Raw genomic sequence first — 24,770 nt, forward strand, 5'->3', positions numbered from 1 at the left:
GATCAGGCCGGGGCGGCCGTTTCGTTCCAACCCGGTGCCCATCGATCCCGCACCTGCCGGGTCCACCTCGTTCCAGGCTGGAGAACCGCCGATGAACGGCGACCGCCAGGCCCCGCCGTGGCAGACCCCACGTCCGGATCGCCGTCCACCGCGGTACACGCCTCCGACGGAGAATTCGGCGGCGAACCCGGAACCTGCTCAGCCGTCCGGGCCGCAGGGTCAGGCGCGATCCGAGGACTCGCGATCGCACAGCCCGCGGAACTGGACTCCGCCGTGGGCCGACCCGGCCGCTGCGCCCGGTCAGCCGCACACGAACTCGTTTCCCGGCGTCCCGCACCATCAGCCGACGAGCCAGGATCTCGCTCCCGATTCGCTGCTCAAGCGGCCGCGTCGGACGTCGGCGTCGGGGTGGCGTCGCGGAGTGCACCGCCTCACCGGCGGTGTCATCAACCCCGGTGAATCGACGGCCGAGGAGCGTTACCGCAACCAGGTGGATCGCATTCGGCAACCGGTCATGGGGGATTACCGGATCGCGTTCCTGTCCTTGAAGGGTGGGGTCGGCAAGACCACGACGACGCTCGGTCTCGGGTCCACCTTCGCGTCGCTCCGGGGGGACTGCGTCATCGCCGTCGACGCCAATCCGGATTTCGGCACACTCGGCGAGCGGGTGCCGCGCCAGACGTCGTCGACGGTGCGGGACCTCCTCGCCGACGCACCGAACATCAAGCGCTACTCGGACATCAGGGCGCACACGTCGCAGGCGCCGAGTCGACTCGAAGTGCTTGCGGGAGAACGGGATCCGGCTGCGTCCGAGGCGTTCGACGAGAAGGACTACCGGTCCGTCATCGAGATGCTGCAGGTGTACTACAACCTGATTCTGACGGACTGCGGCACCGGCATCATGCACTCGGCGATGAACGGCGTTCTGCAGTTGGCCAACGCGCTCGTGCTGGTCTCGTCACCCGCGGTGGACGGGGCGCGCAGCGCCGCGGCCACCCTGGATTGGCTGCAGTTGCACGGCTACGGTCATCTGGTCGAGCGCACGGTCGTCGTCATCAGCTCGGTACGGCCGGGCTCGTCGGCGGTCGACATGAACCTGCTCACCCAACACTTCCTCGAGCGCTGCCGCGCAGTGCTCGTGGTTCCGTTCGACGAACATCTCGCCGAGGGTGCCGTCGTCGACTTGAATTCGATGCGTCCACAGACGCGTGCGGCGTTCGTCGAACTGGCTGCCATGGTGGCCGACGACTTCCCGGCCGCCACGGGTCGGCACTCCGGCCCGAGCTGGCGTTAATTCCCGTCCGCCGGCGCAAGGGGTTTGAGCACGATCCTCGACGCGCCGACCAGCCGCAGCGGATCCAGATACTCACGCCCTCGCCGGACACCCCAGTGCAGACAACTGTCCGCGCACCCCGGGTGTCCCGGTTCCACCGTCCCGATCGTCGTGCCGGGTCGGACGCGGTCACCGGGGGAGACGACCGCGAGCACCGGTTCGTACGTCGTCCGCAGTCCGTTCGGATGGTCGATCGACACGACGGGTTTGCCCGCGACGGATCCGGCGAACACGACGGTTCCGTCGCCCGCCGCCCGAACGGTCTGCCCCGCCGCGCCGGCGAGATCGACTCCGCGGTGGCCAGGAAGCCAGTCGTGCTCGGGTGGGTCGAACGGGCCGACCACCGCGGGCCGCGGGGCGAGCGGCCAGACGAAGCGGTCGCCGGGAGACGCGTCGGCGTCCGTCGTGCAGTGCGTGATGACGGCGGCGGCCACGAAGACCGTGAGCAGGCGTTTCATACAGTCCAGGGTCACCCGAGATCGATGCCGTCCCAGCGTCGAATCGATATCTGTGGACGAACGAGAAATCCGTCCACAGATGTCGTTCGCCCTTGACCATCGGGCCTGGTTATGTAGTCGGGCGCGCGAGGTCTACACTTGTCGAGCGGCCTGTGCATGCATGGGTCGACTTCGCGCGTCCGCGTCATGTGGCAGCCATCGTTTCCGTGGCATCGTCGCACGACCCGGCTGTCGGGCGGTCCTGCTTCTCGAAGTGGGTCCGACAGTCAGCGGTCGCCAGGGCAGGGGTCGAACGACACCCTGCATCAACCGGCAATCGAAAGAGAGTTCTTCAGCCATGGCTGTAGTAACCATGAAGCAGCTGCTCGACAGCGGCACACACTTCGGACATCAGACCCGTCGCTGGAACCCGAAGATGAAGCGTTTCATCTTCACCGACCGCAACGGCATCTACATCATCGACTTGCAGCAGACGCTGACCTTCATCGACAAGGCCTACGAGTTCGTCAAGGAGACTGTCGCTCACGGCGGCACGGTCCTGTTCGTCGGCACGAAGAAGCAGGCTCAGGAGTCCATCGCAGCCGAGGCCACTCGCGTGGGAATGCCCTACGTGAACCAGCGCTGGCTCGGTGGCATGCTCACCAACTTCCAGACGGTTCACAAGCGTCTTCTCCGCCTCAAGGAGCTCGAGGCCATGGAGCAGACCGGTGGCTTCGAGGGACGCACCAAGAAGGAAATCCTCATGCTCACGCGTGAGATGACCAAGCTGGATCGCACCCTCGGTGGTATCCGCGACATGGCCAAGGTTCCGTCGGCCATCTGGATCGTCGACACCAACAAGGAGCACATCGCCGTCGGCGAGGCTCGCAAGCTGAAGATCCCGGTCATCGCGATCCTGGACACCAACTGCGACCCCGACGTCGTCGACTACCCGATCCCGGGCAACGACGATGCGATCCGTTCCGCTGCACTGCTGACCAAGGTCGTCGCTTCGGCTGTCGCCGAGGGTGTCCAGGCTCGCGCCGGACTGAACACCTCGTCCGACGCCAAGCCCGAGGTCGGCGCAGGCGAGCCGCTCGCCGAGTGGGAGCTCGAGCAGCTGGCACAGGCGTCGCCCGCAGCCGAGGCCACGCAGGAAGCTGCTGCCGAGGCGCCGGTCGCCGATGCTCCGGCCGGAGAAGCGTCCGCAACTCAGGCATGATCTTCGAAGGTCCCGAACGGCGTGACCACGCCGCTCGGGACCTTTCTTGCGGATCACCGAGATTCAAGCTCTGCCCACCCACAGCATTCGAGGAGGGTCGCCCAACATGGCGAACTACACCGCCGCTGACGTCAAGCGGCTCCGCGAGCTCACCGGCTCCGGAATGATGGACTGCAAGAACGCACTCGCGGAGACCGACGGCGACTTCGACAAGGCCGTCGAGCAGCTTCGCATCAAGGGCGCGAAGGACGTCGGCAAGCGTGCCGAGCGTTCCACCGCCGAGGGCCTCGTCGTCGCCAAGGGCGGCGTTCTGGTCGAGATCAACTCGGAGACCGACTTCGTCGCGAAGAACGAAGAGTTCCAGGCGTTCGCCGACTCGGTCGCCGCTGTTGCCGAGGCCGGCAAGCCCGCCGACGTCGACGCTCTGAAGGCGCTCGATCTGAACGGCAAGACCGTCGACACCGCTCTGCAGGAGCTCTCGGCCAAGATCGGCGAGAAGCTCGAGATCCGTCGCGTCGTGTCCTTCGACGGACCGGTCGCCACGTACCTGCACAAGCGCAGCGCAGACCTGCCGCCCGCCGTCGGCGTGCTCGTCGAGTACACCGGAGAGGGCGAGGCGGCAGCCGAGGCCGCTCGCGGTGCTGCCATGCAGGTTGCCGCGCTCAAGGCCAAGTACGTCACGCGCGACGAGGTCCCCGAGGAGATCGTCGCGTCGGAGCGTCGCATCGCCGAGGAGACCGCTCGCGAAGAGGGCAAGCCCGAGCAGGCACTGCCGAAGATCATCGAAGGCCGCGTCAACGGCTTCTTCAAGGACGTCGTGCTGACCGAGCAGTCTTCGGTCCAGGACTCGAAGAAGACCGTGAAGGCGATCCTCGACGAGGCAGGCGTCACCCTGGTTCGTTTCGCTCGCTTCGAGGTCGGCTCCAACTGATCCCGGCTTCACACCAGTAACACGCGCGATGCCGCTCGCCCGGCCGAACAGCCGGGCGAGCGGCATCGCTGTGTGGGGACATTCCCCGCGGGCGCGTCACGTCACGCATGGCGGATGCGTCGGTCGTGTCCCGAATAAGGCAGGATAAGGGTGACGGCGTAGGTGAACGCGCCGTGTTCACCGTGCGCATTCGACAGGCGAGTACCGAGGAGAGCAATGACCGATCCCGCCACCGACCGCCCCGGATTCAAGCGTGTGATGCTCAAGCTGGGTGGTGAAATGTTCGGCGGAGGGCAAGTCGGCCTCGACCCGGACGTCGTCAACAACGTCGCAGAGCAGATCGCCGAGGTCGTCGGCACCGGCGTTCAGGTAGCCGTCGTCATCGGCGGTGGCAACTTCTTCCGCGGCGCCGAACTGCAGGTGCGAGGCATGGACCGGTCCAGGTCGGACTACATGGGCATGCTCGGAACGGTCATGAACTGCCTTGCGCTACAGGACTTCCTCGAAAAGCAGGGCGTCGCCACTCGCGTGCAGACCGCCATCACGATGGGCCAGGTCGCCGAACCGTACCTGCCGTTGCGTGCCCGCAGGCACCTCGAGAAGGGCCGAGTCGTCATCTTCGGTGCAGGCATGGGTATGCCGTACTTCTCGACCGACACCACCGCAGCGCAGCGCGCGCTCGAGATCGGCGCCGAGGTACTCCTGATGGCGAAGGCCGTCGACGGTGTGTACTCGGCCGATCCCCGTATCGATCCCGACGCGACGATGTACGACTCGATCACGCACCGTCAGGTCATCGAGAAAGGGCTGAAGGTCGCCGACGCGACTGCTTTCAGCCTCTGCATGGACAACCAGATGCCGATCATGGTGTTCAATCTGCTGACTCAGGGCAACATCGCTCGCGCGGTCGCGGGTGAGAAGATCGGAACACTGGTCCAGTCGTGACCGGGCTGACCACGGACACAGACTTGCCAGCAACACGAACGAGGACGATGGAGGACAGATCGTGATCGACGAAGCGCTCTTCGACGCCGAGGAACGAATGGAGAAGGCGGTCACCGTAGCCCGGGACGACCTGTCGACCATCCGTACCGGTCGTGCGAACCCCGGCATGTTCAACCGCATCGTCGTCGACTACTACGGCGCGCCGACACCCATCACGCAGCTCGCGAGCATCAACGTTCCCGAGGCTCGCCTCGTCGTCATCAAGCCGTACGAGCAGGCGCAGCTCGGACCGATCGAGACGGCCATCAGGAACTCCGATCTCGGCGTCAACCCGACCAACGACGGCAACCTGATCCGTATCGGTGTGCCGCAGCTGACGGAGGAGCGCCGCCGCGAGTTTGTGAAGCAGGCGAAGGGCAAGGGCGAGGACGCGAAGGTGTCCATCCGCAACGTTCGTCGCAAGACCATGGAAGAGCTCAAGCGCATCCAGAAGGACGGCGAAGCAGGCGAGGACGAGGTCGTGCGCGCCGAGAACGAGCTCGACAAGACCACGTCCAAGTACACCGCGTCGATCGACGAGCTGGTCAAGCGCAAGGAAGCCGAGTTGATGGAGGTCTGACGCCTCGTTCGACCAGGGACCGGAGAGTTTTTCGATGCAAGGAGATGGCGGCGTGGTGGGATCGGAACGACCGCGAGGGCCGGCCACGCCCGACCCGGACGGCGAACCCATGGCCGGCGAGAACGGGTCGGCCACCGGCGCGGTCGCGAGTCCAGCCGGGTCCGACCGGAAGTCGCCGGGACGCGCCGGACGTAACCTTCCCGCCGCGATCGCCGTCGGCGGCGGACTCGGTATCGGCCTCATCGCTGTCATGGTCTTCGCGCCGCTGGTGTGGATCGGAGTCGTCGCCGTCGCGCTCGCGGTCGCGACCTACGAGGTATCCAAGCGGCTTCGTGAAGCAGGAGTGCTGGTTCCGCGTGTTCCGCTGATTCTCGGTGGTCAAGCAATCATCTGGTTCGCCTGGCCGTGGGGCACGACCGGTGTACTGACCGCGACGGCAGGCACGGTGCTCGTGTGCATGGTCTGGTTGCTGTTGCAGCAGGGGTTGGGCTCTGCTCCCAAGAACTACCTTCGAGAACTCGCGGTCACCATCATGGTCGCGTGCTGGCTACCGCTGCTGGCCTCGTTCGCCGTTCTGATGGTGCTCGACGACGACGGTGCAGGCCGCGTACTCGTGTTCCTCATCGCGGTGGTGTGCTCGGACGTCGGTGGGTACATCGCGGGCGTCCTGTTCGGCAAGCACCCGATGGCTCCTGCGATCAGTCCGAAGAAGTCCTGGGAAGGGCTGATCGGCTCTCTGCTCTTCTGCGTCATCGGCTGTCTGCTCACCGTCACGCTCATTCTGGACGCCAACTCGATGATCGGCGTTCTGCTCGGCGTCGTGCTGGTGGTGACGGGCACGCTGGGTGACCTGATCGAATCACAGGTCAAGCGCGACCTTCGAATCAAGGACATGGGCACGTTGCTGCCCGGCCACGGCGGCATCATGGACCGTCTCGACTCGTTGCTCCCGTCGGCCTTCGTCGCGTGGTTGGTCTTCACGGTCCTTCTGTGAGTAGTCCACGCATCATTCCCAGCCCGAACATCTGGCACTGGCCCAGGGTGTACGAGGCCGAGAATCGGGCGCAGGACATCGACGGCCGCATTCCCGCAGCACTGAAACGCATCGCGCCATGGGAGGGCGCGACCGTCGTCGACGTCGGATGCGGCAGCGGGTTCCACCTTCCGGAGTTCGCGGCGACGGCTGCCCGGGTCGTCGGCGTCGAACCTCATGCTCCGCTGGTGAGGGCCGCTCGTGCACGTACCGCGTCGCTCGACAATGTCGAGATCGTCGACGGCAACGCGGAATCGCTTCCGCTCGACGACGCGTCGGCAGACGTCGTGCACGCCAGAACGGCCTACTTCTTCGGGGCCGGTTGCGGTCCCGGCATCACCGAGGCCATGCGAGTGCTGCGGCCCGGTGGGACCCTCGTCGTCGTCGATCTGGATGTATCGGCGTCGCCGTACGGAGACTGGATGCGCGCGGATCTGCCGAAATACGACTGCGCTGCCGTGGAAGCGTTCTTCGACGCGGAAGGATTCTCCCTCGAACGCGTCGACACGCGGTGGCAGTTCGACAGCCGCGAGACGATGCGTGCCGTGCTGGGAATCGAGTTCACCGAACGCACCGCGACCAGGGCTGCGCGGAGCATCCCTGGCCTCGGATTCGACGTTCGATATCGCATTCATTGGCGACGAAGGCCCGCAGGCCTCGTCACCTAGGGTCGATCAGTCTGCGGAGATTCCGAAGACCTCGGCGGCCTCGCGGATCTTCATCGCTTTCGCCAGTCGCGGCAGATCGCTGCCGTCGCGAACACCGGCACCGTCGATTCCGAGATCCTCGATGACCTCGTTGGACCAACTGACATCGCCGGGGGTCGGCGCGAGTTCGCGGTTGACGGTCGGCGCCTGCTCGGAGCGCATGCAGAGCTTGCCGCTCATGCCCATCGACAGTGTCAGCGCAGAATCCCGGCTGAGGATGGCCTCGTCGGCGGCGAGCGTCGGTCCGTCGATCGGGCCAGGCAGGCGTGCCGCACGCGACGCCACGACGAGTCGCGAGCGCGGGTACGCCATCGCCAGGGGCTCGTCGCTCATACCGGTGTCCCGCCGGAAGTCGCCGCTTCCGAACGCAAGTCGGAACGTGGCGTCGGCTCGTGCGATTTCGGGCGTCGCCTCGAGACCCATGGCAGACTCGATGAGCGCGAGCACACGGGTGCCCTCGGGGAGGCGAGCAGCAGTTGCCTCGACCTGGCTGCCGCTCTCGGTCTTGGCAAGCATGACGCCGGCGAGACCCTTCAGGCCGGACAGTGCGGCGAGATCATCGGCCCAGAACGACGTGGTCGCGTCGTTGATGCGAACCCAGGCGGAGTTGCCGGCTTCGAGCCACTCGACGACGGCTCGACGCGCTGCGGGCTTCGCGGCGGGTGCGACAGCGTCCTCGATGTCGAGGATGACGGCGTCGACCTCGGATTCGACTGCGGCAGAGAACGCCTCGGGCTTGGTAGCGGGAACCAAGAGCCACGAACGGGCGCGGTCGGGCGCGACGCCGGACGTCACGGGGGTCTCCATGAAAGTGGTCACGTAAGGCTCCTTGCGGTGAAATCGGGCACGACCAACCTTATCGATTCAGTCCGCAGGTGCCAGCTTGCGTGCATAGTGTTCAGCGAGCTGTGATCATTTTCGCTTCGCCGCCCGGCGAATCTGCAGGATCCGGACGCCGCCCGCGAGAGCCATGACCAACGCGCCTGCGATCGCCGCGAGAAGCATGCTGACGCCGAGCGGAAGTTCGAACGTCCAGACGAAGATGTTCACCGGCACGGAGCCGAGATTCTGCAGGATGAAGATCAGCAGGATCACCAGAACGATCGCGCCGACCACCAGTCCGGTCCAGGTAGCCGCGGCCTTGGTGTGGGCGATACCTTCCGGCGACTTCCCGACGGGTCGGCGCGTGTCGCGAACCGCCTCGGGATCCGGTGCGCTGTGGTCGTCGGAGTCCGGGTTCGTGATCGGGGCGGGCGTGCGGTCGTCGAACGTATCGGGGACCGGGGTGGTCTCGTGAATTCGGTCGTTGCGGTCACCTGATGCTGTGGACATGATCGGATCCTTTCGCACACCGGAACTGGATGCACTCTTTTCGCTGACGGTTCGCTTACCCGTCGGTCACCTCCCGAAACCGAGCAGAATATGCGGAAACGCGCACTAGTGGGACACTGGGAGCACTATGAGTGACTCCGCCACGACAACCGACGATTCCGCAACACCGAACCCCCGCACGCAGACGAGGCCGTCGCTGCCGTTGGTGTTCGCGGATCGACGTCGAGGGATGCCGCCGCGGCATCTCGCGGACCTCGACAAGGAGGGTCTGCAGGCTGCGGTCAAGGAGCTCGGGTTGCCCGCTTTCCGTGCCGACCAGCTCGCGCGGCACTACTACGGTCGCCTCGAAGCGGACACCTCGAAGATGACCGATCTTCCGGCTGCGGTCCGCGAGAAGGTCGGTGCCGATCTGTTTCCGCCGCTGCTCACGCCGCTGAAACACCTCGCATGTGACGACGGGGACACTCGGAAGACCCTGTGGAAGGCGAACGACGGCACACTGCTGGAAAGCGTGCTGATGCGGTACCCGGACCGAGCGACGCTGTGCATCTCGAGCCAGGCGGGCTGCGGTATGGCGTGCCCGTTCTGCGCGACGGGACAGGGTGGTCTCGATCGGAACCTCACGACGGCGGAGATCGTCGACCAGGTCCGAGCGGCAGCTGCCGACCTGCGGGACGGCGTCGTGCACGGGGGAGAGGGAAGACTCTCGAACGTCGTCTTCATGGGCATGGGTGAACCGCTGGCCAATTACAAGCGTGTCGTCGCTGCCGTGCGCAAGATCACCTCGCCTGCACCGGAAGGGCTCGGTCTGTCGCAGCGATCGGTCACGGTCTCGACCGTCGGTCTCGCGCCCGCGATTCGGAAGCTGGCCGACGAAGGCCTGTCGGTCACGCTGGCCGTGTCACTTCACACACCGGACGACGAACTGCGCGACACCCTGGTGCCGGTCAACAACCGGTGGTCGGTGGCCGAGGTCCTGGCGGCTGCGCGGTACTACGCGGACCAGACGGGCCGACGGGTGTCGATCGAGTACGCGATGATCAAGAACGTCAACGACCAGCCGTGGCGGGCTGACATGCTCGGCAAGAAGCTGCACAAGGCGCTCGGGTCACGCGTGCACGTCAACCTGATTCCGTTGAATCCGACGCCCGGCAGCGAATGGGATGCGAGTCCGAAGGACGTCGAGCGCGAATTCGTGCGTCGCGTCATCGCGCAGGGCGTGTCCTGCACCGTTCGTGACACGCGCGGTCAGGAGATCGCCGCGGCATGCGGGCAGCTCGCCGCCGAGAACTGAGCACACACGACGAAGCCCGGTACGAGATTCTCGTACCGGGCTTCGTGGCGTGACGGGTGTTACCGAGGCTTGCGCTTGACGATGACGTCGCGGACCACGAGACCGACCAGGACGATCGCAAAGCCGATGAGCCACAGGTCCTCGACGAAACCGTGGTGGTTGCCGTGCATCATGAACAGCAGCATCGCCGCGACGACCAGGGCTGCGACGCGCATCGCCTTGGGCGATTCACCGCTCCAACCCCACTTGGCCGACGGGACCTCGGCGATGTCCTCGTGCGTGTACTCGACCGGGTCGTACGAAGCGGGGTTCAGCTCGGTTTGTGCCACCGGTCGATCCTCTCGGGTCAAAGGCGCGCCGACATGCTCGGCGCGTGTGTGGTCACAATATTTGCATACGACCGTCCGTCGTAGCGAGGTGGGTGCGACGCCCGGCGTGCCTTTCGCCGGGCATGAGGTCGTCATTGCTGGGAGACTCCTGATTCGTGACCTCGGAACGACTCTCGCACCCACTCGTCCCGTACCCGCGAGACATGGTCGGTTACGGCGCACACCCGCCGGACCCGAAGTGGCCGGGTGGGGCGAACGTCGCCGTTCAGTTCGTTCTGAATTACGAGGAAGGCGCCGAAAGCAACGTTCTCGACGGCGACGCGGCGTCCGAGACCTTTCTGTCCGAGATGATCGGCGCTCAGGCCTTTCCGAACCGCCACATGAGCATGGAGTCGTTGTACGAGTACGGATCTCGGGCCGGAGTGTGGCGGGTGCTGCGTGTGTTCGAGCGTCGGGGTCTGCCGCTGACGATCTTCGCCGTCGCGCGTGCGATGCAACGCAATCCCGACGCGGCTGCGGCGTTCGTCGAACTCGGGCACGAGATCGCATGCCACGGTCTACGGTGGCTGAGCTATCAGCAGGTCGACGAGCACGTCGAACGCGAGCACATGGCCGAGGCCGTCGAGATTCTGACCGAACTCACCGGCAGCGCACCTCTGGGGTGGTACACCGGACGCGACTCGCCCAACACGCGTTCGCTCGTCGTCGAGCACGGCGGTTTCGTCTACGACTCGGACTCGTACGCCGACGATCTGCCGTACTTCCTCCGCGTCGGTCGTGGTTCGAGGACCGTCGACCATCTGGTCGTGCCGTACACCCTCGATACCAACGACATGCGCTTCTCGTCGCCTGGCGGTTTCTCGACGGGGGAGGAGTTCTTCGCGCATCTACGCGATGCGTTCGACGTCCTGTATGCCGAGGGCGAGGCCGGAGCGCCGAAGATGCTGTCGATCGGGTTGCACTGCAGGTTGGTGGGCAGGCCCGCACGCACTGCCGCGCTCGAACGATTCCTGGACCACGTGCAGTCGCACGACAAGGTGTGGGTCACCCGTCGGATCGACATCGCCCGGCACTGGCTGGAGAAACATGCCCCTACGCCGCGGCCCGCATAGCTGCCACGTATCGGTCGGTGAACCAGCGCTGCACCGCACGGCCGATCGGCCCGCCGAGCTTCGTGTACCAGGTGCCCGGTCGCGAGAAGGCTCTGATGTGGGCGTACACCTCGCCGTCGTCGTCGATCTCGACGAGGAAGCATTCCTCACCCCGCTCGGGATGACCGGGAAGGGTTCCGTAGGCGAACCCGGCACGCTGCGGTTCGTCGACGACGTACACGACGCGGCACGGAATGCGCACGGGCCCGAGATGCAGCACGACCGTCGTCCCGTCGTCCGCTGTCGGCGACGACGCCTCGGCGCGTAACCCGGCTCGGCGGTGTACCTCCCAGCTACGGAGCGCAGCCGCGACGGAATCGAACGAAGCGCGGCCGTCGCCGATCCGTACGCGCCGTTCGACGTGGTGATAACCACTCGGCAGACGGCCCCGGGTTGCGCCGATCTCGGCGTAGGAGAGGTCCATGTCGGCCAGCGTGCCATGCGTAACCAAACCGCACAGCAGACTCTCAGGCGCGATCAGGAACAATGGACGGGTGCCAGAGCCCAGAGCGCCACACGAACCGTCGTCGGACACCCCGAAACGGGTCCTTCTCCTCGGCAGCACCGGATCGATCGGTACTCAAGCGCTCGACGTCATCGCGGCGAATCCGTCCCTCTTCGAGGTGGTCGGTCTTGCCGCAGGCGGCGGCAACATCGACCTGCTCAACCGTCAGATCAGGGAGACCGGCGTCGAGTCGGTCGCCGTCGCGCGGTCGGCAGGGGAGCTGCACTGCCCGAACGTCCTGACCGGTGACCGCGCGGTCACCGAACTCGTCGAAGCGACGTCGGCGGACATCGTGCTCAACGCCCTCGTCGGGTCGCTCGGCCTCGAGCCGACACTCGCCGCGCTGAAGACCGGTGCGACACTCGCGCTCGCCAACAAGGAGTCGCTGGTCGCCGGCGGCGAGCTCGTCCAGGCCGCAGCAGCGCCCGGCCAGATCGTGCCGGTCGACTCGGAGCACTCGGCGCTGGCGCAGTGTCTGCGCGGCGGCCGTGCGGACGAAGTCGAGCGATTGGTCCTCACCGCGTCCGGCGGGCCGTTCCGCGGCTGGTCCGAGACCGAGCTGAAGTCGGTGACGCCCGAGCAGGCGGCCGCGCATCCCACCTGGTCGATGGGTCCGATGAACACGCTGAATTCGGCGACGTTGGTGAACAAGGGCCTCGAGCTCATCGAGACGCATCTGCTGTTCGGCGTTCCCTACGACCGGATCGACGTCACGGTGCATCGACAGTCGATCGTGCACTCGATGGTCACGTTCTTCGACGGCTCGACCATTGCGCAAGCAAGCCCGCCCGACATGCGTCTGCCCATCGCATTGGCCCTCGGATGGCCCGACCGCGTGCGTGACGCGGCCCGCCCCCTCGACTTCACGACGGCGTTCACCTGGGACTTCGAGCCGCTCGACGACCGCGTGTTCCCCGCGGTCCAGCTCGCCCGCGAGGCCGGCATCCTCGGCGGATGCATGACGGCGGTCTACAACGCGTCGAACGAGGTTGCGGCCGAAGCGTTCCTGGCCGGGCGTATCGATTTTCCGCAGATCGTCCGGACCGTCGCCGAGGTCGTCCAGTCCGGTAGTTCGGAATGGACGTCGACTCCGACGAGTGTCGACGACGTACTGGCAGCCGATTCCTGGGCCCGTCGGCAGGCCCGCACACTCCTGGATCGGAAGGACTAGTCGCGATGGTGTTCGTGTTCGGCGTCATCCTCTTCGCGTTGGGGATCACGGTGTCGATCGCCCTGCACGAGGCGGGGCACATGTGGACGGCCCGGGCCACCGGCATGAAAGTGCGACGGTTCTTCGTCGGGTTCGGTCCCAAGGTCTTCTCGTTCCGACGAGGCGAGACCGAGTACGGGCTGAAAGCGATTCCGGCAGGCGGGTTCTGCGACATCGCGGGCATGACGGCCATCGACGAACTGGCGCCGGACGAAGTCGACCGCGCGATGTATCGGCAGAAGACCTGGAAGCGTCTCGTCGTCATGATGGGCGGAATCGGGATGAACTTCGTCCTGGGATTCCTGCTGATCTTCATCCTCGCCGTCGGATGGGGGCTGCCGAACCTGAACCCGCCGAGCGGTGCGATGGTCGGCAACATGCCGTGCGTCACCGCGACGCAGAACGACGACCTGACCTACCCCGACTGCACCGGCACGAGCCCGGCGTACGACGCGGGCATCCGTCAGGGCGACGTCATCACGAAGGTCGGTGACACCGAGACGGCAACCTTCGCCGACGTCGTCGCCGCGACCCAACCGTTGTCCGGAACGGTCGACTTCGTCGTCGAGCGTGACGGCCGGGAACTGACCTTCCCGGTCCAGGTGCAGCAGGTTCAACGCTGGGTGTCCGACGGAACCGAGACCGGCAGGAAGTCCGCGACCGTCGGCGCCGTCGGCGTCCAGATGGAGACGTTCGGCCCGACGAAGTACAACCCGCTCGCGGCGATTCCGGCGTCGGTCGCGTTCACCGGGGACATGTTCGTCGAGACGGCGCATCGCCTGGTGCAGATGCCGAGCAAGGTTGCGGACCTGTGGACGTCCGTCACCGGCGGCGAACGCGATCCGGAGACACCGATCAGTGTCGTCGGGGCGAGCGTCATCGGTGGCCAGCTCGTCGAGCGTTCGCTGTGGCCGGTGTTCGTGCTGCTGCTCGCGAGCCTCAACTTCTTCCTGGGAATCTTCAACCTCCTGCCGTTGCTTCCGTTGGACGGCGGGCACATGGCAGTGACGATCTACGAGCGGATCCGCAACTTCTTCCGTCACCGTCGGGGTCTGCCCAACGGCGGACCCGTCGACTACATGAAGCTCATGCCCGTCACGTACGTCGTGATCGTCATCGGCGGGGCATACATGTTGCTCACGTTGACGGCGGACATAGTGAACCCCATCAAGCTGTTCTAGCTAAACTCACGGATAGAGCTAGGAAAGAAGGCATCGAAGTGACTGTTCCCGTCGGACTCGGCATGCCGGCACCGCCGGTACCCGTGCTCGCCCCTCGTCGCAAGACTCGTCAGCTGCAGGTCGGTTCGGTCGGGGTGGGCAGTGACCATCCCATCTCGGTTCAGTCGATGTGCACCACCAAGACTCACGACATCAACGCCACGTTGCAGCAGATCGCCGAGTTGACGGCGTCGGGCTGCGACATCGTTCGGGTGGCGTGCCCCACGCAGGACGACGCCGACGCGCTGGCGATCATCGCGAAGAAGAGCCAGATCCCGGTCATCGCAGATATTCACTTCCAGCCCAAGTACATCTTCGCCGCGATCGATGCCGGGTGCGCTGCGGTGCGCGTCAACCCAGGCAACATCAAGGAGTTCGACGGTCGGGTCAAGGAGGTCGCGAAGGCTGCGGGCGATGCGGGCATTCCGATCCGTATCGGTGTCAACGCCGGTTCGCTCGACAAGCGGATGATGCAGAAGTACGGCAAGGCGACGCCCGAGGCACTCGTCGAGTCTGCGCTGTGGGAAGCGGGACTGTTCGAGGAACACGGCTTCGGCGACATCAAGATCTCGGTCAAGCACAACGACCCCGTCGTCATGGTCGAGGCGTACGAACAGTTGGCGGCGCAGTGCGACTACCCGTTGCACCTCGGTGTCACCGAGGCCGGTCCCGCGTTCCAGGGCACCATCAAGTCGGCCGTCGCGTTCGGCGCGTTGCTGTCACGGGGCATCGGCGACACGATTCGCGTCTCTCTGTCGGCTCCGCCGGCCGAGGAGATCAAGGTCGGCAACCAGATTCTGCAGTCGCTCAACCTGCGTCCGCGCAAGCTGGAGATCGTGTCCTGCCCGTCGTGCGGCCGTGCGCAGGTCGACGTCTACACACTGGCCGACGAGGTGACCGCGGGTCTCGAAGGCATGGAAATTCCGCTGCGCGTCGCCGTCATGGGATGCGTCGTCAACGGTCCGGGTGAGGCGCGCGACGCCGACCTCGGTGTGGCGAGCGGTAACGGCAAGGGCCAGATCTTCGTCAAGGGCAAGGTCATCAAGACCGTCCCCGAAGCTCAGATCGTCGAGACCCTGATCGAGGAAGCAATGCGCATCGCCGAGGAATTCGACGAAGACGGAAGCGCCGAGGCAGGCGCGCCGGTCGTGACAGTGAGCTGAATCGCCCACTTCTCGGCCTGCGTCTGGCACGCTGTCATCGACGGACGAGGCACGCGTTGATCTGGAGGTGACCATCGGTGCTCAAGCTCCTCGGCGCGAAGCCATTGGGCAGCAAGGACACTGCCCATGTGCTGCGTGTGCTGGACGCCGACCCGATCGCGTCCTGCATGATCGCCGCGCGCGTCCAGGAGTCCGGTCTGGATCCTCGATCGTTCCACGGTGAGCTGTGGAGCCGGGGCGGCCCCGACGAGTCGCTGTGTTTCTACGGCGCGAATCTCGTGCCCCTTCTCGGGTCGACGGACGACCTTCGATCGTTCGCGGACCGCGCATGTCGCGGTCCGCGCATGTGTTCGTCGCTCGTCGGGCGGGCGGAGCTGACGCTGCCGCTATGGGAGATGCTCGAGGCGGATTGGGGTGCGGCTCGCGAACTTCGCAGCGATCAACCGCTGTTGGCGACGTCGCAGTACTCGTCGTACCCCGCGGATCCGCACGTGCGTCTCGTCCGCGCGGACGAACTCGACGTGTACCTCGCGGCCGCGGTTGCCATGTTCATCGAAGAGGTCGGCGTCGACCCTCGTGCCAACGACGGTGGCCGCGGTTACCGTCGTCGCATCGCCAGCTTGATCGCGGCAGGACGCGCCTGGGCGCGGTTCGAGGACGGTGCAGTCGTCTACAAGGCCGAGGTCGGGTCGCAGTCCGCGTCGGTCGGGCAGATCCAAGGCGTCTGGGTCGATCCGGTCCACCGAGGGAACGGCCTCGGATCCGCGGGCACCGCCGCAGTCGTCGACGCGGTCGTGCGGAGCGGACGCGTCGCGAGTCTGTACGTCAACAGTTACAACTACGCCGCACGACGCGCATACGAACGCATCGGTCTGACACAGGTGGCCACGTTCACGACAGTTCTCCTCGACTGACCGCGATTCGTTCGGCGACGGTGGGGCACCGGCGATCTACGATGAGCGCGATGAGATTCTCCGATGTTCGGCGCGTTCGCCGGTGTGCAACAACTGTGGTGGTGGGCGTCGTCCTCGTCGGTTCGATCTCCGCCTGCACACCGGGTCCCGACGGTCCGGAACCCGCGGCTCAGGCGTTTCTCGCGGCGTTCTCCGAACGCGACATCGACACCGCGTCGGCCGACACCGACCGTCCGGACGCGGCCGCTACGGCCCTGAACGACGCGTGGAACAACCTGCAGGCCCAATCACTGGACGCGCGAACCACTTCCGTGGAGGTGAACGGCGACACGGCGACCGTGGGATTCACCTACGACTGGCATCTGCCGAAGGACCGGGTCTGGACCTACGACGGCCAACTTCGGATGGGCCGCACCGACGGTCAGTGGGGTGTCCGGTGGTCGTCGACGAACATTCACCCCGGCCTCGGCGACACGCAGACGATGGCGTTGCGTTCGACGGCTCCTCCTCGGGCTCGTGTCAACGAACGATCCGGATCCGATGTTCTCGTTCCCGGAACTGTGCACCGCATCAAGATCGATGCGTCCGAGTCGAGCGACATCGTCTCGGCGGCCACGGGATTGGCGAGACTCCTGGCGCCGTTCGACAACACGATCTCGGCGCAGAGCATCGTCGAGTCGGCGACGTCGACCAAGGGTGACTATCCCGTCGCTCTGCTGCGTGACGATGACTACAAGACAGTCGCCGCGGCGCTGACGGCGCTGCCGGGGGTCACCGCGTCGGACGAATCCGACCTGATTTCCACCGACCGGACGTTCGCGCCGGATCTGGTGTCGCAGGTGAAGAAGACGGTCATCGACGAGGTCGACGGCAAAGCCGGCTGGAGCGTGGTGACGGTGAATCGCAACGGCGTGGAGATCGACGTGCTCACCGATACGCCGCCCGAGCCTGCCCCGTCGTTCTCGATCAGTCTCGATCGCAACGTCCAGGTTGCCGCCCAGAACGCCGTGAATGCTCGCGTCGAGCAGGCGATGACGGTCGTCATCCAGCCGTCGACAGGCGCCGTGCTCGCCGTGGCTCAGAACAAGGAAGCCGATCGAGACGGGCCGGTGGCATCGGCAGGTCTGTATCCGCCCGGGTCGACGTTCAAGATGGTCACCGCCGGTGCGGCGATCTCGAACGGTCTGGCCGGTCCGGACACCATCGTGCCGTGCCCGGGCCGGATCACGATCGGCGAGCGGAGCGTCCCCAACTACAACGAGTTCTCGCTCGGCAACGTGTCGATGGGCACGGCGTTCACTCGGTCGTGCAACACCTCGTTCGCGAAGCTCGCCAGCGAGATGCAGCCCGACGCGTTGACGGTGGCCGCGTCGCAGTTCGGCATCGGAACCGACTACGAGGTCGTGGGACTGCCGACCGACAGCGGATCCGTCCCTCCGGCAGAGGAATTGGTGCAGCGAACCGAGGACGGGTTCGGTCAGGGCAAGGTCGTCGTCTCCACGTTCGGTATGGCCCTCGCGGCGGCGACGGTCGCTCACGGTTCGACGCCGGTGCCGAATCTGATCGTGGGTCGAGAGACCAAGGTCGAGGGTGACCATCCGCCCATCACGCCCGAGATGGTCGACGGCCTTCGCGGCATGATGCGGTCGGTGGTCACGAGCGGCACGGCCGAACGCATCGCCGACCAGGGCGAGGTGTACGGCAAGACCGGTGAGGCCGAGGTCGAAGGCGGATCACATGCCTGGTTCGTCGGCTACCGAGGTGACCTGGCCTTCGCGACGCTCGTGGTGCGCGGCGGTAGTTCGGACAATGCCGTCGCCGTGACCCGAGAGATGTTCGAGCAGTTGCCCCCCGGCTATTACGCCTGAGGTCCTACGGCAGCAGGCCGTGACGTCGAGCCGCGACGACCGCTTCGTGACGCGACCGCGTGCCGAGCTTGCCCATCGCAGACCGCAGATAGGACTTCACCGTCTCGGGCCCGAGCGACAACCGTTCGGCCGCTTGCGCATTGGTGCACCCGAGCGCGATCTGCGCCAGCACGTCGATCTCCCGCGCGGACAGCGTCACCGTGCCGTCGGGTGCGTCCTGATGCAAGGCGCGAGCGATGCGCTCCGACAGCTGCGTCAGCGACGACCGCAGGGACGCGTCGTCGGCTTTCGTTGTCAGCGTACGAAGTTCGGCGTGTACATCTCGCAGGATCTCACCGGCAACCGTGGATTCGGTGTCGACGGTCCTCGCGGCGAGCATGCGTATCCGTCGATCCACCTCGTCGCGTACCTCGATCTCCCGGGAGAGCCGTCGCGACGCCTGCACCATCGACGTCGCGACGCGATCGCCGATCGGCCCGCGTTCCCTCACGGCCGCGTACATGACAGCGCGCGAGGTGCCGGCGACGACGACGGGCACCGCCAGGATGGACCGAAGGCCCTCTCCGAGCACGGGCTGGTCGAAGTCGTGGGTGATGTATTCCGAGCTTCCGTAATCGCTGACCGCGGCCGGGCGAAGCTGATCCATGACCCGGCCACCGAGCCCGAACATGCTCGGAATAGTCAGCCCGTCCAGGCCGCGGGTGCGGGTGCCGTGGAACTCGGTCAGATGCAGCGTCGTCGCGGACACCTCACCGCCGAACACCACCGGCACGCCCGAGGCCTTCACGACGTGACGAAGTTCGGCGCGGAGCGCGTCCCCATCGCGGGGGCGGAGCAGATCGGTGGTCGGCACGGGTCCACTGTAAGCGTCTGCGGCACCCGTGCGTGCAGGTTTGCCTACGCTGCTACCACGCACGCACGGGTGCTGCAGGCGCACGGACTACCCTGGTCCCCATGTCTGTGACCGCCGAGAGCAAGCCCCGTCAGCCACTCGTGCCGGGTGTAGTATCGCCCATCCGTTCCGTGCCGAAGGCGATCGAACGGCCGGAGTACGCCTGGAAGCCGACGGCCGTCGAGGGCAACGAGCCGTGGGTGCAGACGCCCGAGGTCATCGAGAAGATGCGTGTTGCGTCGAAGATCGCGGCGCAGGCCCTGCAGGAGGCAGGCAGAGCCGTCGCACCGGGTGTGACGACGGACGAGCTCGATCGCATCGCGCACGAGTACATGATCGACCACGGTGCCTACCCGTCGACGTTGGGCTACAAGGGTTTTCCGAAGTCCTGCTGCACGTCTCTGAACGAGGTCATCTGCCACGGCATTCCGGATTCGACGGTGATTCAGGACGGTGACATCGTCAACATCGACGTCACCGCGTACATCGACGGCGTGCATGGAGATACCAACGCGACGTTCCTCGCCGGCGACGTCTCCGAGGACGTGCGACTTCTCGTCGAGCGCACACACGAGGCCACGATGCGGGCTGTGAAGGCCGTCAAGCCGGGTCGCGCGCTCAACGTCGTCGGCCGTGTCATCGAGTCGTACGCCCACCGGTTCGGCTACGGCGTCGTCGAAGATTTCACGGGACACGGCATCGGCACGACGTTCCACAACGGTCTCGTCGTGCTGCACTACGACCAGCCGTCGGTCGAGACGATCATCGAGCCGGGCATGACCTTCACGATCGAGCCGATGATCAACCTCGGCGGCATCGAGGCCGAGATGTGGGACGACGGCTGGACCGTCGTGACTCGCGACCGGAAGTGGACGGCGCAATTCGAGCACACTCTCGTCGTCACCGAAACCGGTGCCGAAATCCTGACACTGCCGTGAGTGGAGCCTGCGGAATGAATCGAGAAGAACGGCCGTGAGTGGAGCCCTGCTGGTTGCGGGGACGACGTCGGATGCGGGAAAGAGTGTTCTCGTCGCCGGGATCTGCCGCCTGCTGACGCGTAAGGGTCTGTCGGTCGCCCCGTTCAAGGCGCAGAACATGTCGAACAATTCCGTGGTCACGCTCGACGGCGGTGAGATCGGTCGCGCGCAGGCGTTGCAGGCGCGCGCGTGCGGCCTCGAGCCGAGCGTCCGGTTCAATCCTGTTCTGCTGAAACCCGGAAGCGACCGTACGTCGCAATTGGTGGTTCGTGGCCGGGCGACGGCTCAGGTGTCGGCGTCGAACTACATCGAACATCGGCAGGCTCTGCGCGCGGTCGTCGCCGACGAACTCGCTTCGCTGCGTGAGGAGTTCGACTACGTCATCTGCGAGGGTGCGGGCTCGCCCGCCGAGATCAATCTGCGTGCAACGGATCTCGCGAACATGGGATTGGCCACCGCGGCGTCGCTTCCGGTGATCATCGTCGGCGACATCGACCGCGGTGGAGTGCTGGCGCATCTGTACGGCACGGTCGCGGTGCTGTCGCCCGAGGATCAGGCGCACATCGAAGGCTTCGTCATCAACAAGTTCCGCGGCGATCAGGCGCTGCTGGCGCCGGGGCTCGACCAACTCGAACGCCTCACCGGTAAGCCGACTCTCGGCGTCATCCCGTACGCCGACGGTCTGTGGATGGACGCCGAGGATTCGTTGGGCACCGTCGCCGATGCGCCGGTGGGGAGGCCGCGACCTCCCGTCGGTGCCACGTGGTTACGCGTCGCTGCCGTCAGAGTGCCCCGTATCTCGAACACCACGGACGTGGAGGCGCTGGCGTGCGAACCCGGTGTGTCGGTGCAGTGGGTGACCGAGCCGTCCCGCGTCGTTGACGCGGATCTCGTGGTCGTCCCCGGTAGCAAGTCGACGGTCTCCGACCTGGAATGGCTGCGCCGGACCGGAATGGCCGACGCCGTCCTCGCGCACGCCGGGGCAGGCAAACCCGTCCTGGGTGTGTGCGGCGGCTATCAGATGCTCGGGAAGACCATCGTCGACGGAGTCGAGTCGTCCACTGGCCGGGTCGACGGGCTCGGATTGCTCGACCTCGCAATCGAATTCCATGCCGACAAAGTGCTGGATCGCGTGTCGGGTCGATCTTCGTTCTTCGACGCCGACGGCGCATCCGGGTACGAGATCCATCATGGACGGGTCGTGCACTCCAACGATGCGAACCTGTTGGTCCACGACGACGGTCGCCCCGAGGGCAGTGTGCGCGGTTCGGTCCTCGGTACTCATTGGCATGGTGTGCTCGAGTCGGATGTCTTTCGACGGGCTTTCCTGCGCTGGGCCGCGCGTCGCGCTGGACGGACGGGCTTCGAGGTGGCGGACGACACCGTCGTCGCAGCGATGCGCGAGCAGCAGCTGGATCTGTTGGCCGATCTCGTCGCCGACGGACTCGACGTCGACGCCGTGCTCGAGGTCATCGAGCGCGGCGTCGCGCACCTCTGACGTCGTCCTGGTTCGGCGGTCAGTGTCGACGGCACCGAGCGCTGCGTTCACGAACCGAATGCGAATCCACCCGCGTGCGGTGCAGTAGCGTCGTGACCCATGGATTACAAGCAAGTGACTGCCCTCGGCGGACGCTGTTCGGTGCGCGTGGCGGGCCCGGAGTCGAGGCACACCGTATTGCTGCTTCCCGCGGTGGGCGACGCCCCCGACGTGTACGACGAGGTGGCCGAGAAGCTGCACAACTCGGACCTGAAAACCGTTGCGGTGGAAGATGTAACGGGTCTCGACCACGAAACGGTTCTTGCCGTTCTCGACGAGCTGTCGCTCCCGTGGGTGCATCTCGTGGGCAGTGGGGAAGGGGCGGAACTGGCGTGGAGTCTCGCCGCGCGGACGTTCGGCCGTTTCGCGAGTCTCGTCGTGTGCGATCGGGGGCATCCCGCCGTCGCCGACGATCAGGGTGTCGTGCTCGCCGCGGACTGCCCGCCGGTCGAACTGCCGACGACGCTCGTCATCTCGAGTTCGCTGAGGCGCGGCAGTGCCGACGCCAGCGGCCGCGTCGTGTACTCGGATTTCCGTGTAGTGCAGCTGGATGGAGTCGATTCGATTCCGGCCGGCGCCACTGCGGAACTCGCGACGGAGATCACGCTACGCACCAGTCCCTGGTGACGTGCCGTGCGTGGATAGTCGGCCCATGGCCGACTATCCACGCACGAGCCGCGCAGCGGCACTACAGGCCCAGCAGAGCGTTCTCGACGACCTCCGGCAGACCCGGGTGAATCCAGTACTGACCTCGGGCCATCTCGGGCGCCGTGAGCCCGAAGCTCATCGCCTGGATCAGCGGCTGGATGACCGTCGGAGCTTGATCGCCGATGATGTGGGCACCGAGAATGCGTCCCGTCTTCTTCTCGGCGATGATCTTGACGAATCCCTCGCGGTCCTCCATCGCCCAGCCGTAGGCGACGTCGCCGTAGTTCTGGATCTTCACGGTGATCTCGAGACCGGCTTTGTGGGCTTCGAGCTCGCTCATGCCGACCGCGGCGATCTGCGGGTGCGTGAACACCGCGGCGGGGACGAAGCGATGATCGAACGCCTGGAACTTCGCAGTGTCGTCCCACGTACGCTGCAGGAGATTGTGCTGCACGACGCGACCCTCGTGGTTGGCGACGTGCTTGAGCTGGAACGGCGACGAGACGTCGCCGATCGCGAAGACGCCCTCGGCGCTGGTGCGTCCGAACTCGTCGACGACGATGCGGCCGTCGTCGAGTTCGATGCCGCCTGCCTCGGCGCCGATGCGGTCGCCGTTGGACTCACGACCGATGGCGACGAGCAACGCGTCGCCGAGTACCTTGTCCCCGTCGCGAAGCTGGACGCCGACCTGGCCGTCTTCCGAGATCGCCGTGGACTCGCCGACATTGAGGTGGACGTCCCAGTACTTCTGTGCCAGCTCGGTGAACCGGTCGGAGATGTCCGGGTCGAGTCCGCGCAGCAGGTTGTCCTTGCGAGCGATGATCGACACCTCGGATCCCAGTGCACCGAAGACGTGCGCGAATTCTGCTGCGATGTAACCGGATCCGAGAATGACGAGATGTTTCGGCAGCGTCGGCAACCGCATGATGTCGTCGTTCGTGTGGTACGGCACGCCGCTGTCACGCACCTGCTGCGGGATGATCGGGCGCGAACCTGCTGCGACGACGATCTGGTCGGCGGTGATGATCTCGCCGGTTCCGGTGTCGATGGTGCGCGGTCCGACGAACGTCGCATGGCTGGAGTACAGCGTGACGTTCGGGCTGCCGTTCTCGCGGTAGTGCTTGCCGCCCTCGGAGATCGGATCGATGCGACCGAAGACGCGATCGACGATGTCCTCCCATCGAACCTTGTCGATCGACGCGTCGATCCCGTAGCGCGCCGAGTCACGGATGGTCTGGGCGACCTCGGCCGCGTAGACGAACATCTTCGTCGGGATGCATCCGACGTTGAGGCACGTGCCGCCGAACGGCGAATGTTCCTCGAACAGGGCGATCTTCATGTCGGAGAAGCGTTCGTCGGCGATGGAATTGCCGGAACCGGATCCGATGACGACGAGGTCGAAGTGTTTCCGGTCGCTCACGAAATGGCTCCGATCTCGGTGTGGTTCTTGCCCGACGGGTGTTCGATGCGGCTGCGGTCGAGCCAGCCTAACCATTCGTCGACTTCGGCGAATGCTCGTGCGCGTGGCTCCTCCTGCGAGAGAAACACGTCGTGGCGCGCGCCTTCGATCGGAACGACGGTCGTTCGGTCGCCCAGGCAGCCTGCCCAGCGTGCGATCTGCTTCACGTCGAGGACGGCGTCGGCGACGTCGATCCTCGAGCTGTACTTCCGTGAGAAATGCGTCACCTTCGAGCGCAGGATCAGCGACGGCACTCCGATGTCGAGTCCGCGGTGCAGTGCGGCGTGTCCGTGCCGGATCGCGCGGATCCACCCGAATCTGACGGGGAAGCCGGTCAGAGGCTTCCATTCGAGGTTGTAGGTCCACTCGCCCTCGTGTGAGCTGGCGAGTGAACGGCCGTAGGTGTCGAGTCCTTGGCCCGGCACCGGAGTCTTGGCCCTGAATCGTCCGATGACGTCGATGGCGGTCGTGCCGACGCTGCGGATCGCGGCAGGTCCCTGCAGGTCGAACCACGGGCTGTTGAGAACGACGCCTGCGATCCCCAGGCCCGCGCTTCCGCCTTCCCGACGGTTCAGCCGGTCGAGCCACAGCGGCAGGATCAATCCGCCGGTGGAATGCGCGACCAGCACGATGGACCGACCGCTCGACTCCGCGGACACGATGCCGAGCGCGGCGTTCAGCTCGGCGTCGTAGAAGGACAGGTCGGTCACGAAGTGCGGGGTCTGCCCGTCGCGAAGCGAGCGGCCGCACTTACGCAGGTCCAGCGCGTAGAACGCGTAGCCCTGCGCGGCGAAGAACTCGGCCACGTGCTGCTGGAAGAAGTAGTCCGTGAATCCGTGAACGTAGACGACCGCCTTTTCGAACGGCGGGGAATCGGCCGGTTGATAGCGGACGAGGGTGGCCTCGACCTGGCCTTCGCCGTCCGGGTCGTCACCGAGGGGAATGGTCGTCTGCTCGTAGCCGTCGCCGAGGACATCGGGCATCCAGGTAGTCACAGATCACAACTGTAGTGGTCACGGCAGGGGCGTCACGAGGAGCACAATC

25 protein-coding genes are annotated in these 24,770 nt (G+C 65.8%); 17 read left to right on the plus strand and 8 right to left on the minus strand.

Going from position 1 to position 24,770, the window contains the following annotated elements; translation table 11 throughout:
• Window positions 1–91: 91 nt before the first annotated feature.
• Window positions 92–1,294 (plus strand): MinD/ParA family ATP-binding protein, encoded by a 1,203-nt coding sequence (locus A3K89_RS18075; RefSeq protein ID WP_206031001.1) that lies wholly within the window; start codon window positions 92–94, stop codon window positions 1,292–1,294.
• Here the strand turns inward: A3K89_RS18075 and A3K89_RS18080 are convergent.
• The gene (locus tag A3K89_RS18080) at window positions 1,291–1,791 is read right to left on the minus strand and encodes a M23 family metallopeptidase (RefSeq protein ID WP_068428598.1); all 501 of its coding nucleotides are present in this window, start codon (window positions 1,789–1,791) and stop codon (window positions 1,291–1,293) included. The two genes, A3K89_RS18075 and A3K89_RS18080, sit on opposite strands and share 4 nt — an antisense overlap.
• 337 nt (window positions 1,792–2,128) lie before the next feature.
• Here A3K89_RS18080 and rpsB point away from each other — a divergent pair, with 337 nt between their 5' ends.
• The 6 genes from rpsB to A3K89_RS18110 all read left to right on the plus strand — a co-directional run bounded on the left by rpsB (window position 2,129) and on the right by A3K89_RS18110 (window position 7,188).
• The gene (rpsB, locus tag A3K89_RS18085) at window positions 2,129–2,992 is read left to right on the plus strand and encodes a 30S ribosomal protein S2 (RefSeq protein WP_068428601.1); all 864 of its coding nucleotides are present in this window, start codon (window positions 2,129–2,131) and stop codon (window positions 2,990–2,992) included.
• Between the two features lie 106 nt (window positions 2,993–3,098).
• Complete coding sequence (gene tsf, locus A3K89_RS18090) at window positions 3,099–3,923, plus strand: translation elongation factor Ts (protein ID WP_068428604.1); 825 nt, start codon at window positions 3,099–3,101, stop codon at window positions 3,921–3,923.
• 216 nt (window positions 3,924–4,139) lie between these two features.
• A complete protein-coding gene (gene pyrH, locus A3K89_RS18095; protein ID WP_068428607.1) occupies window positions 4,140–4,868 on the plus strand; it encodes a UMP kinase in 729 nt (242 codons plus the stop codon).
• Between the two features lie 61 nt (window positions 4,869–4,929).
• Complete coding sequence (gene frr / locus A3K89_RS18100) at window positions 4,930–5,487, plus strand: ribosome recycling factor (protein ID WP_068428610.1); 558 nt, start codon at window positions 4,930–4,932, stop codon at window positions 5,485–5,487.
• 109 nt (window positions 5,488–5,596) lie between these two features.
• Window positions 5,597–6,481 carry a phosphatidate cytidylyltransferase gene (locus A3K89_RS18105; RefSeq protein WP_068429160.1) on the plus strand — a complete coding sequence of 295 codons (885 nt, stop codon included), beginning with the start codon at window positions 5,597–5,599 and terminating at the stop codon, window positions 6,479–6,481.
• The gene (locus tag A3K89_RS18110) at window positions 6,478–7,188 is read left to right on the plus strand and encodes a class I SAM-dependent methyltransferase (RefSeq protein WP_068428613.1); all 711 of its coding nucleotides are present in this window, start codon (window positions 6,478–6,480) and stop codon (window positions 7,186–7,188) included. The genes A3K89_RS18105 and A3K89_RS18110 overlap by 4 nt, the downstream gene beginning before the upstream one ends.
• Before the next feature lie 6 nt (window positions 7,189–7,194).
• On the opposite strand, the gene A3K89_RS18115 is transcribed toward A3K89_RS18110, so the two are convergent.
• Together A3K89_RS18115 and A3K89_RS18120 are read right to left on the minus strand one after the other, a co-directional pair.
• On the minus strand, window positions 7,195–8,034 hold the full coding sequence (locus A3K89_RS18115) for an HpcH/HpaI aldolase/citrate lyase family protein (RefSeq protein ID WP_068428616.1): 840 nt from the start codon (window positions 8,032–8,034) through the stop codon (window positions 7,195–7,197).
• Window positions 8,035–8,139: 105 nt separating this feature from the next.
• Window positions 8,140–8,559: a LapA family protein gene (locus tag A3K89_RS18120; RefSeq protein WP_068429161.1), complete on the minus strand. Its 420-nt coding sequence runs from the start codon at window positions 8,557–8,559 to the stop codon at window positions 8,140–8,142.
• Window positions 8,560–8,788: 229 nt separating this feature from the next.
• Here A3K89_RS18120 and rlmN point away from each other — a divergent pair, with 229 nt between their 5' ends.
• Entirely contained in the window at window positions 8,789–9,853 is a 1,065-nt protein-coding gene (gene rlmN / locus A3K89_RS18125; RefSeq protein ID WP_068428621.1) for a 23S rRNA (adenine(2503)-C(2))-methyltransferase RlmN, read from the plus strand.
• A 59-nt stretch (window positions 9,854–9,912) separates the two neighbouring features.
• Here the strand turns inward: rlmN and A3K89_RS18130 are convergent, their stop codons facing one another.
• A complete protein-coding gene (locus A3K89_RS18130; protein ID WP_068428624.1) occupies window positions 9,913–10,182 on the minus strand; it encodes a DUF2631 domain-containing protein in 270 nt (89 codons plus the stop codon).
• Window positions 10,183–10,385: 203 nt separating this feature from the next.
• Between A3K89_RS18130 and puuE the strand changes: the two genes are divergently transcribed.
• Window positions 10,386–11,294 (plus strand): allantoinase PuuE, encoded by a 909-nt coding sequence (puuE, locus tag A3K89_RS18135; RefSeq protein ID WP_068428627.1) that lies wholly within the window; start codon window positions 10,386–10,388, stop codon window positions 11,292–11,294.
• Here the strand turns inward: puuE and A3K89_RS18140 are convergent.
• A complete protein-coding gene (locus A3K89_RS18140; RefSeq protein WP_068428630.1) occupies window positions 11,275–11,757 on the minus strand; it encodes a DUF1990 family protein in 483 nt (160 codons plus the stop codon). The two genes, puuE and A3K89_RS18140, sit on opposite strands and share 20 nt — an antisense overlap.
• On the opposite strand from A3K89_RS18140, the gene dxr reads away from it, so the two are divergent.
• The 5 genes from dxr (at window position 11,756) to A3K89_RS18165 (ending at window position 18,213) form a co-directional block, all read left to right on the plus strand.
• The gene (gene dxr / locus A3K89_RS18145) at window positions 11,756–13,009 is read left to right on the plus strand and encodes a 1-deoxy-D-xylulose-5-phosphate reductoisomerase (RefSeq protein WP_084423868.1); all 1,254 of its coding nucleotides are present in this window, start codon (window positions 11,756–11,758) and stop codon (window positions 13,007–13,009) included. The two genes, A3K89_RS18140 and dxr, sit on opposite strands and share 2 nt — an antisense overlap.
• 5 nt (window positions 13,010–13,014) lie before the next feature.
• Window positions 13,015–14,229, plus strand: coding sequence for a M50 family metallopeptidase (locus tag A3K89_RS18150; RefSeq protein ID WP_068428636.1), 1,215 nt, complete (start codon window positions 13,015–13,017; stop codon window positions 14,227–14,229).
• 62 nt (window positions 14,230–14,291) lie between these two features.
• Window positions 14,292–15,431 (plus strand): flavodoxin-dependent (E)-4-hydroxy-3-methylbut-2-enyl-diphosphate synthase, encoded by a 1,140-nt coding sequence (ispG, locus tag A3K89_RS18155; RefSeq protein WP_068429164.1) that lies wholly within the window; start codon window positions 14,292–14,294, stop codon window positions 15,429–15,431.
• 77 nt (window positions 15,432–15,508) lie between these two features.
• On the plus strand, window positions 15,509–16,345 hold the full coding sequence (locus A3K89_RS18160; RefSeq protein WP_068428638.1) for a GNAT family N-acetyltransferase: 837 nt from the start codon (window positions 15,509–15,511) through the stop codon (window positions 16,343–16,345).
• Window positions 16,346–16,395: 50 nt separating this feature from the next.
• A complete protein-coding gene (locus A3K89_RS18165; protein WP_068429169.1) occupies window positions 16,396–18,213 on the plus strand; it encodes a penicillin-binding transpeptidase domain-containing protein in 1,818 nt (605 codons plus the stop codon).
• A gap of 4 nt (window positions 18,214–18,217) precedes the next feature.
• On the opposite strand, the gene A3K89_RS18170 is transcribed toward A3K89_RS18165, so the two are convergent.
• The gene (locus A3K89_RS18170) at window positions 18,218–19,066 is read right to left on the minus strand and encodes a helix-turn-helix transcriptional regulator (RefSeq protein ID WP_068428641.1); all 849 of its coding nucleotides are present in this window, start codon (window positions 19,064–19,066) and stop codon (window positions 18,218–18,220) included.
• Between the two features lie 101 nt (window positions 19,067–19,167).
• Between A3K89_RS18170 and map the strand changes: the two genes are divergently transcribed.
• The 3 genes from map (at window position 19,168) to A3K89_RS18185 (ending at window position 22,246) form a co-directional block, all read left to right on the plus strand.
• On the plus strand, window positions 19,168–20,043 hold the full coding sequence (map, locus tag A3K89_RS18175) for a type I methionyl aminopeptidase (protein ID WP_068428645.1): 876 nt from the start codon (window positions 19,168–19,170) through the stop codon (window positions 20,041–20,043).
• A gap of 34 nt (window positions 20,044–20,077) precedes the next feature.
• Window positions 20,078–21,580 (plus strand): cobyric acid synthase, encoded by a 1,503-nt coding sequence (locus A3K89_RS18180; RefSeq protein WP_068428647.1) that lies wholly within the window; start codon window positions 20,078–20,080, stop codon window positions 21,578–21,580.
• A gap of 99 nt (window positions 21,581–21,679) precedes the next feature.
• The gene (locus tag A3K89_RS18185; protein ID WP_068428651.1) at window positions 21,680–22,246 is read left to right on the plus strand and encodes an alpha/beta fold hydrolase; all 567 of its coding nucleotides are present in this window, start codon (window positions 21,680–21,682) and stop codon (window positions 22,244–22,246) included.
• Window positions 22,247–22,307: 61 nt separating this feature from the next.
• On the opposite strand, the gene mtr is transcribed toward A3K89_RS18185, so the two are convergent.
• Window positions 22,308–23,687, minus strand: coding sequence for a mycothione reductase (gene mtr, locus A3K89_RS18190; protein WP_068428654.1), 1,380 nt, complete (start codon window positions 23,685–23,687; stop codon window positions 22,308–22,310).
• Entirely contained in the window at window positions 23,684–24,721 is a 1,038-nt protein-coding gene (locus tag A3K89_RS18195) for an alpha/beta hydrolase (RefSeq protein WP_174551453.1), read from the minus strand. Before A3K89_RS18195 ends, mtr begins: the two co-directional genes overlap by 4 nt.
• Window positions 24,722–24,770 lie beyond the last annotated feature (49 nt).

Origin of the sequence: Rhodococcoides kyotonense, from assembly GCF_001645385.1 — a bacterium.
Lineage (GTDB): Bacteria > Actinomycetota > Actinomycetes > Mycobacteriales > Mycobacteriaceae > Rhodococcoides > Rhodococcoides kyotonensis_B.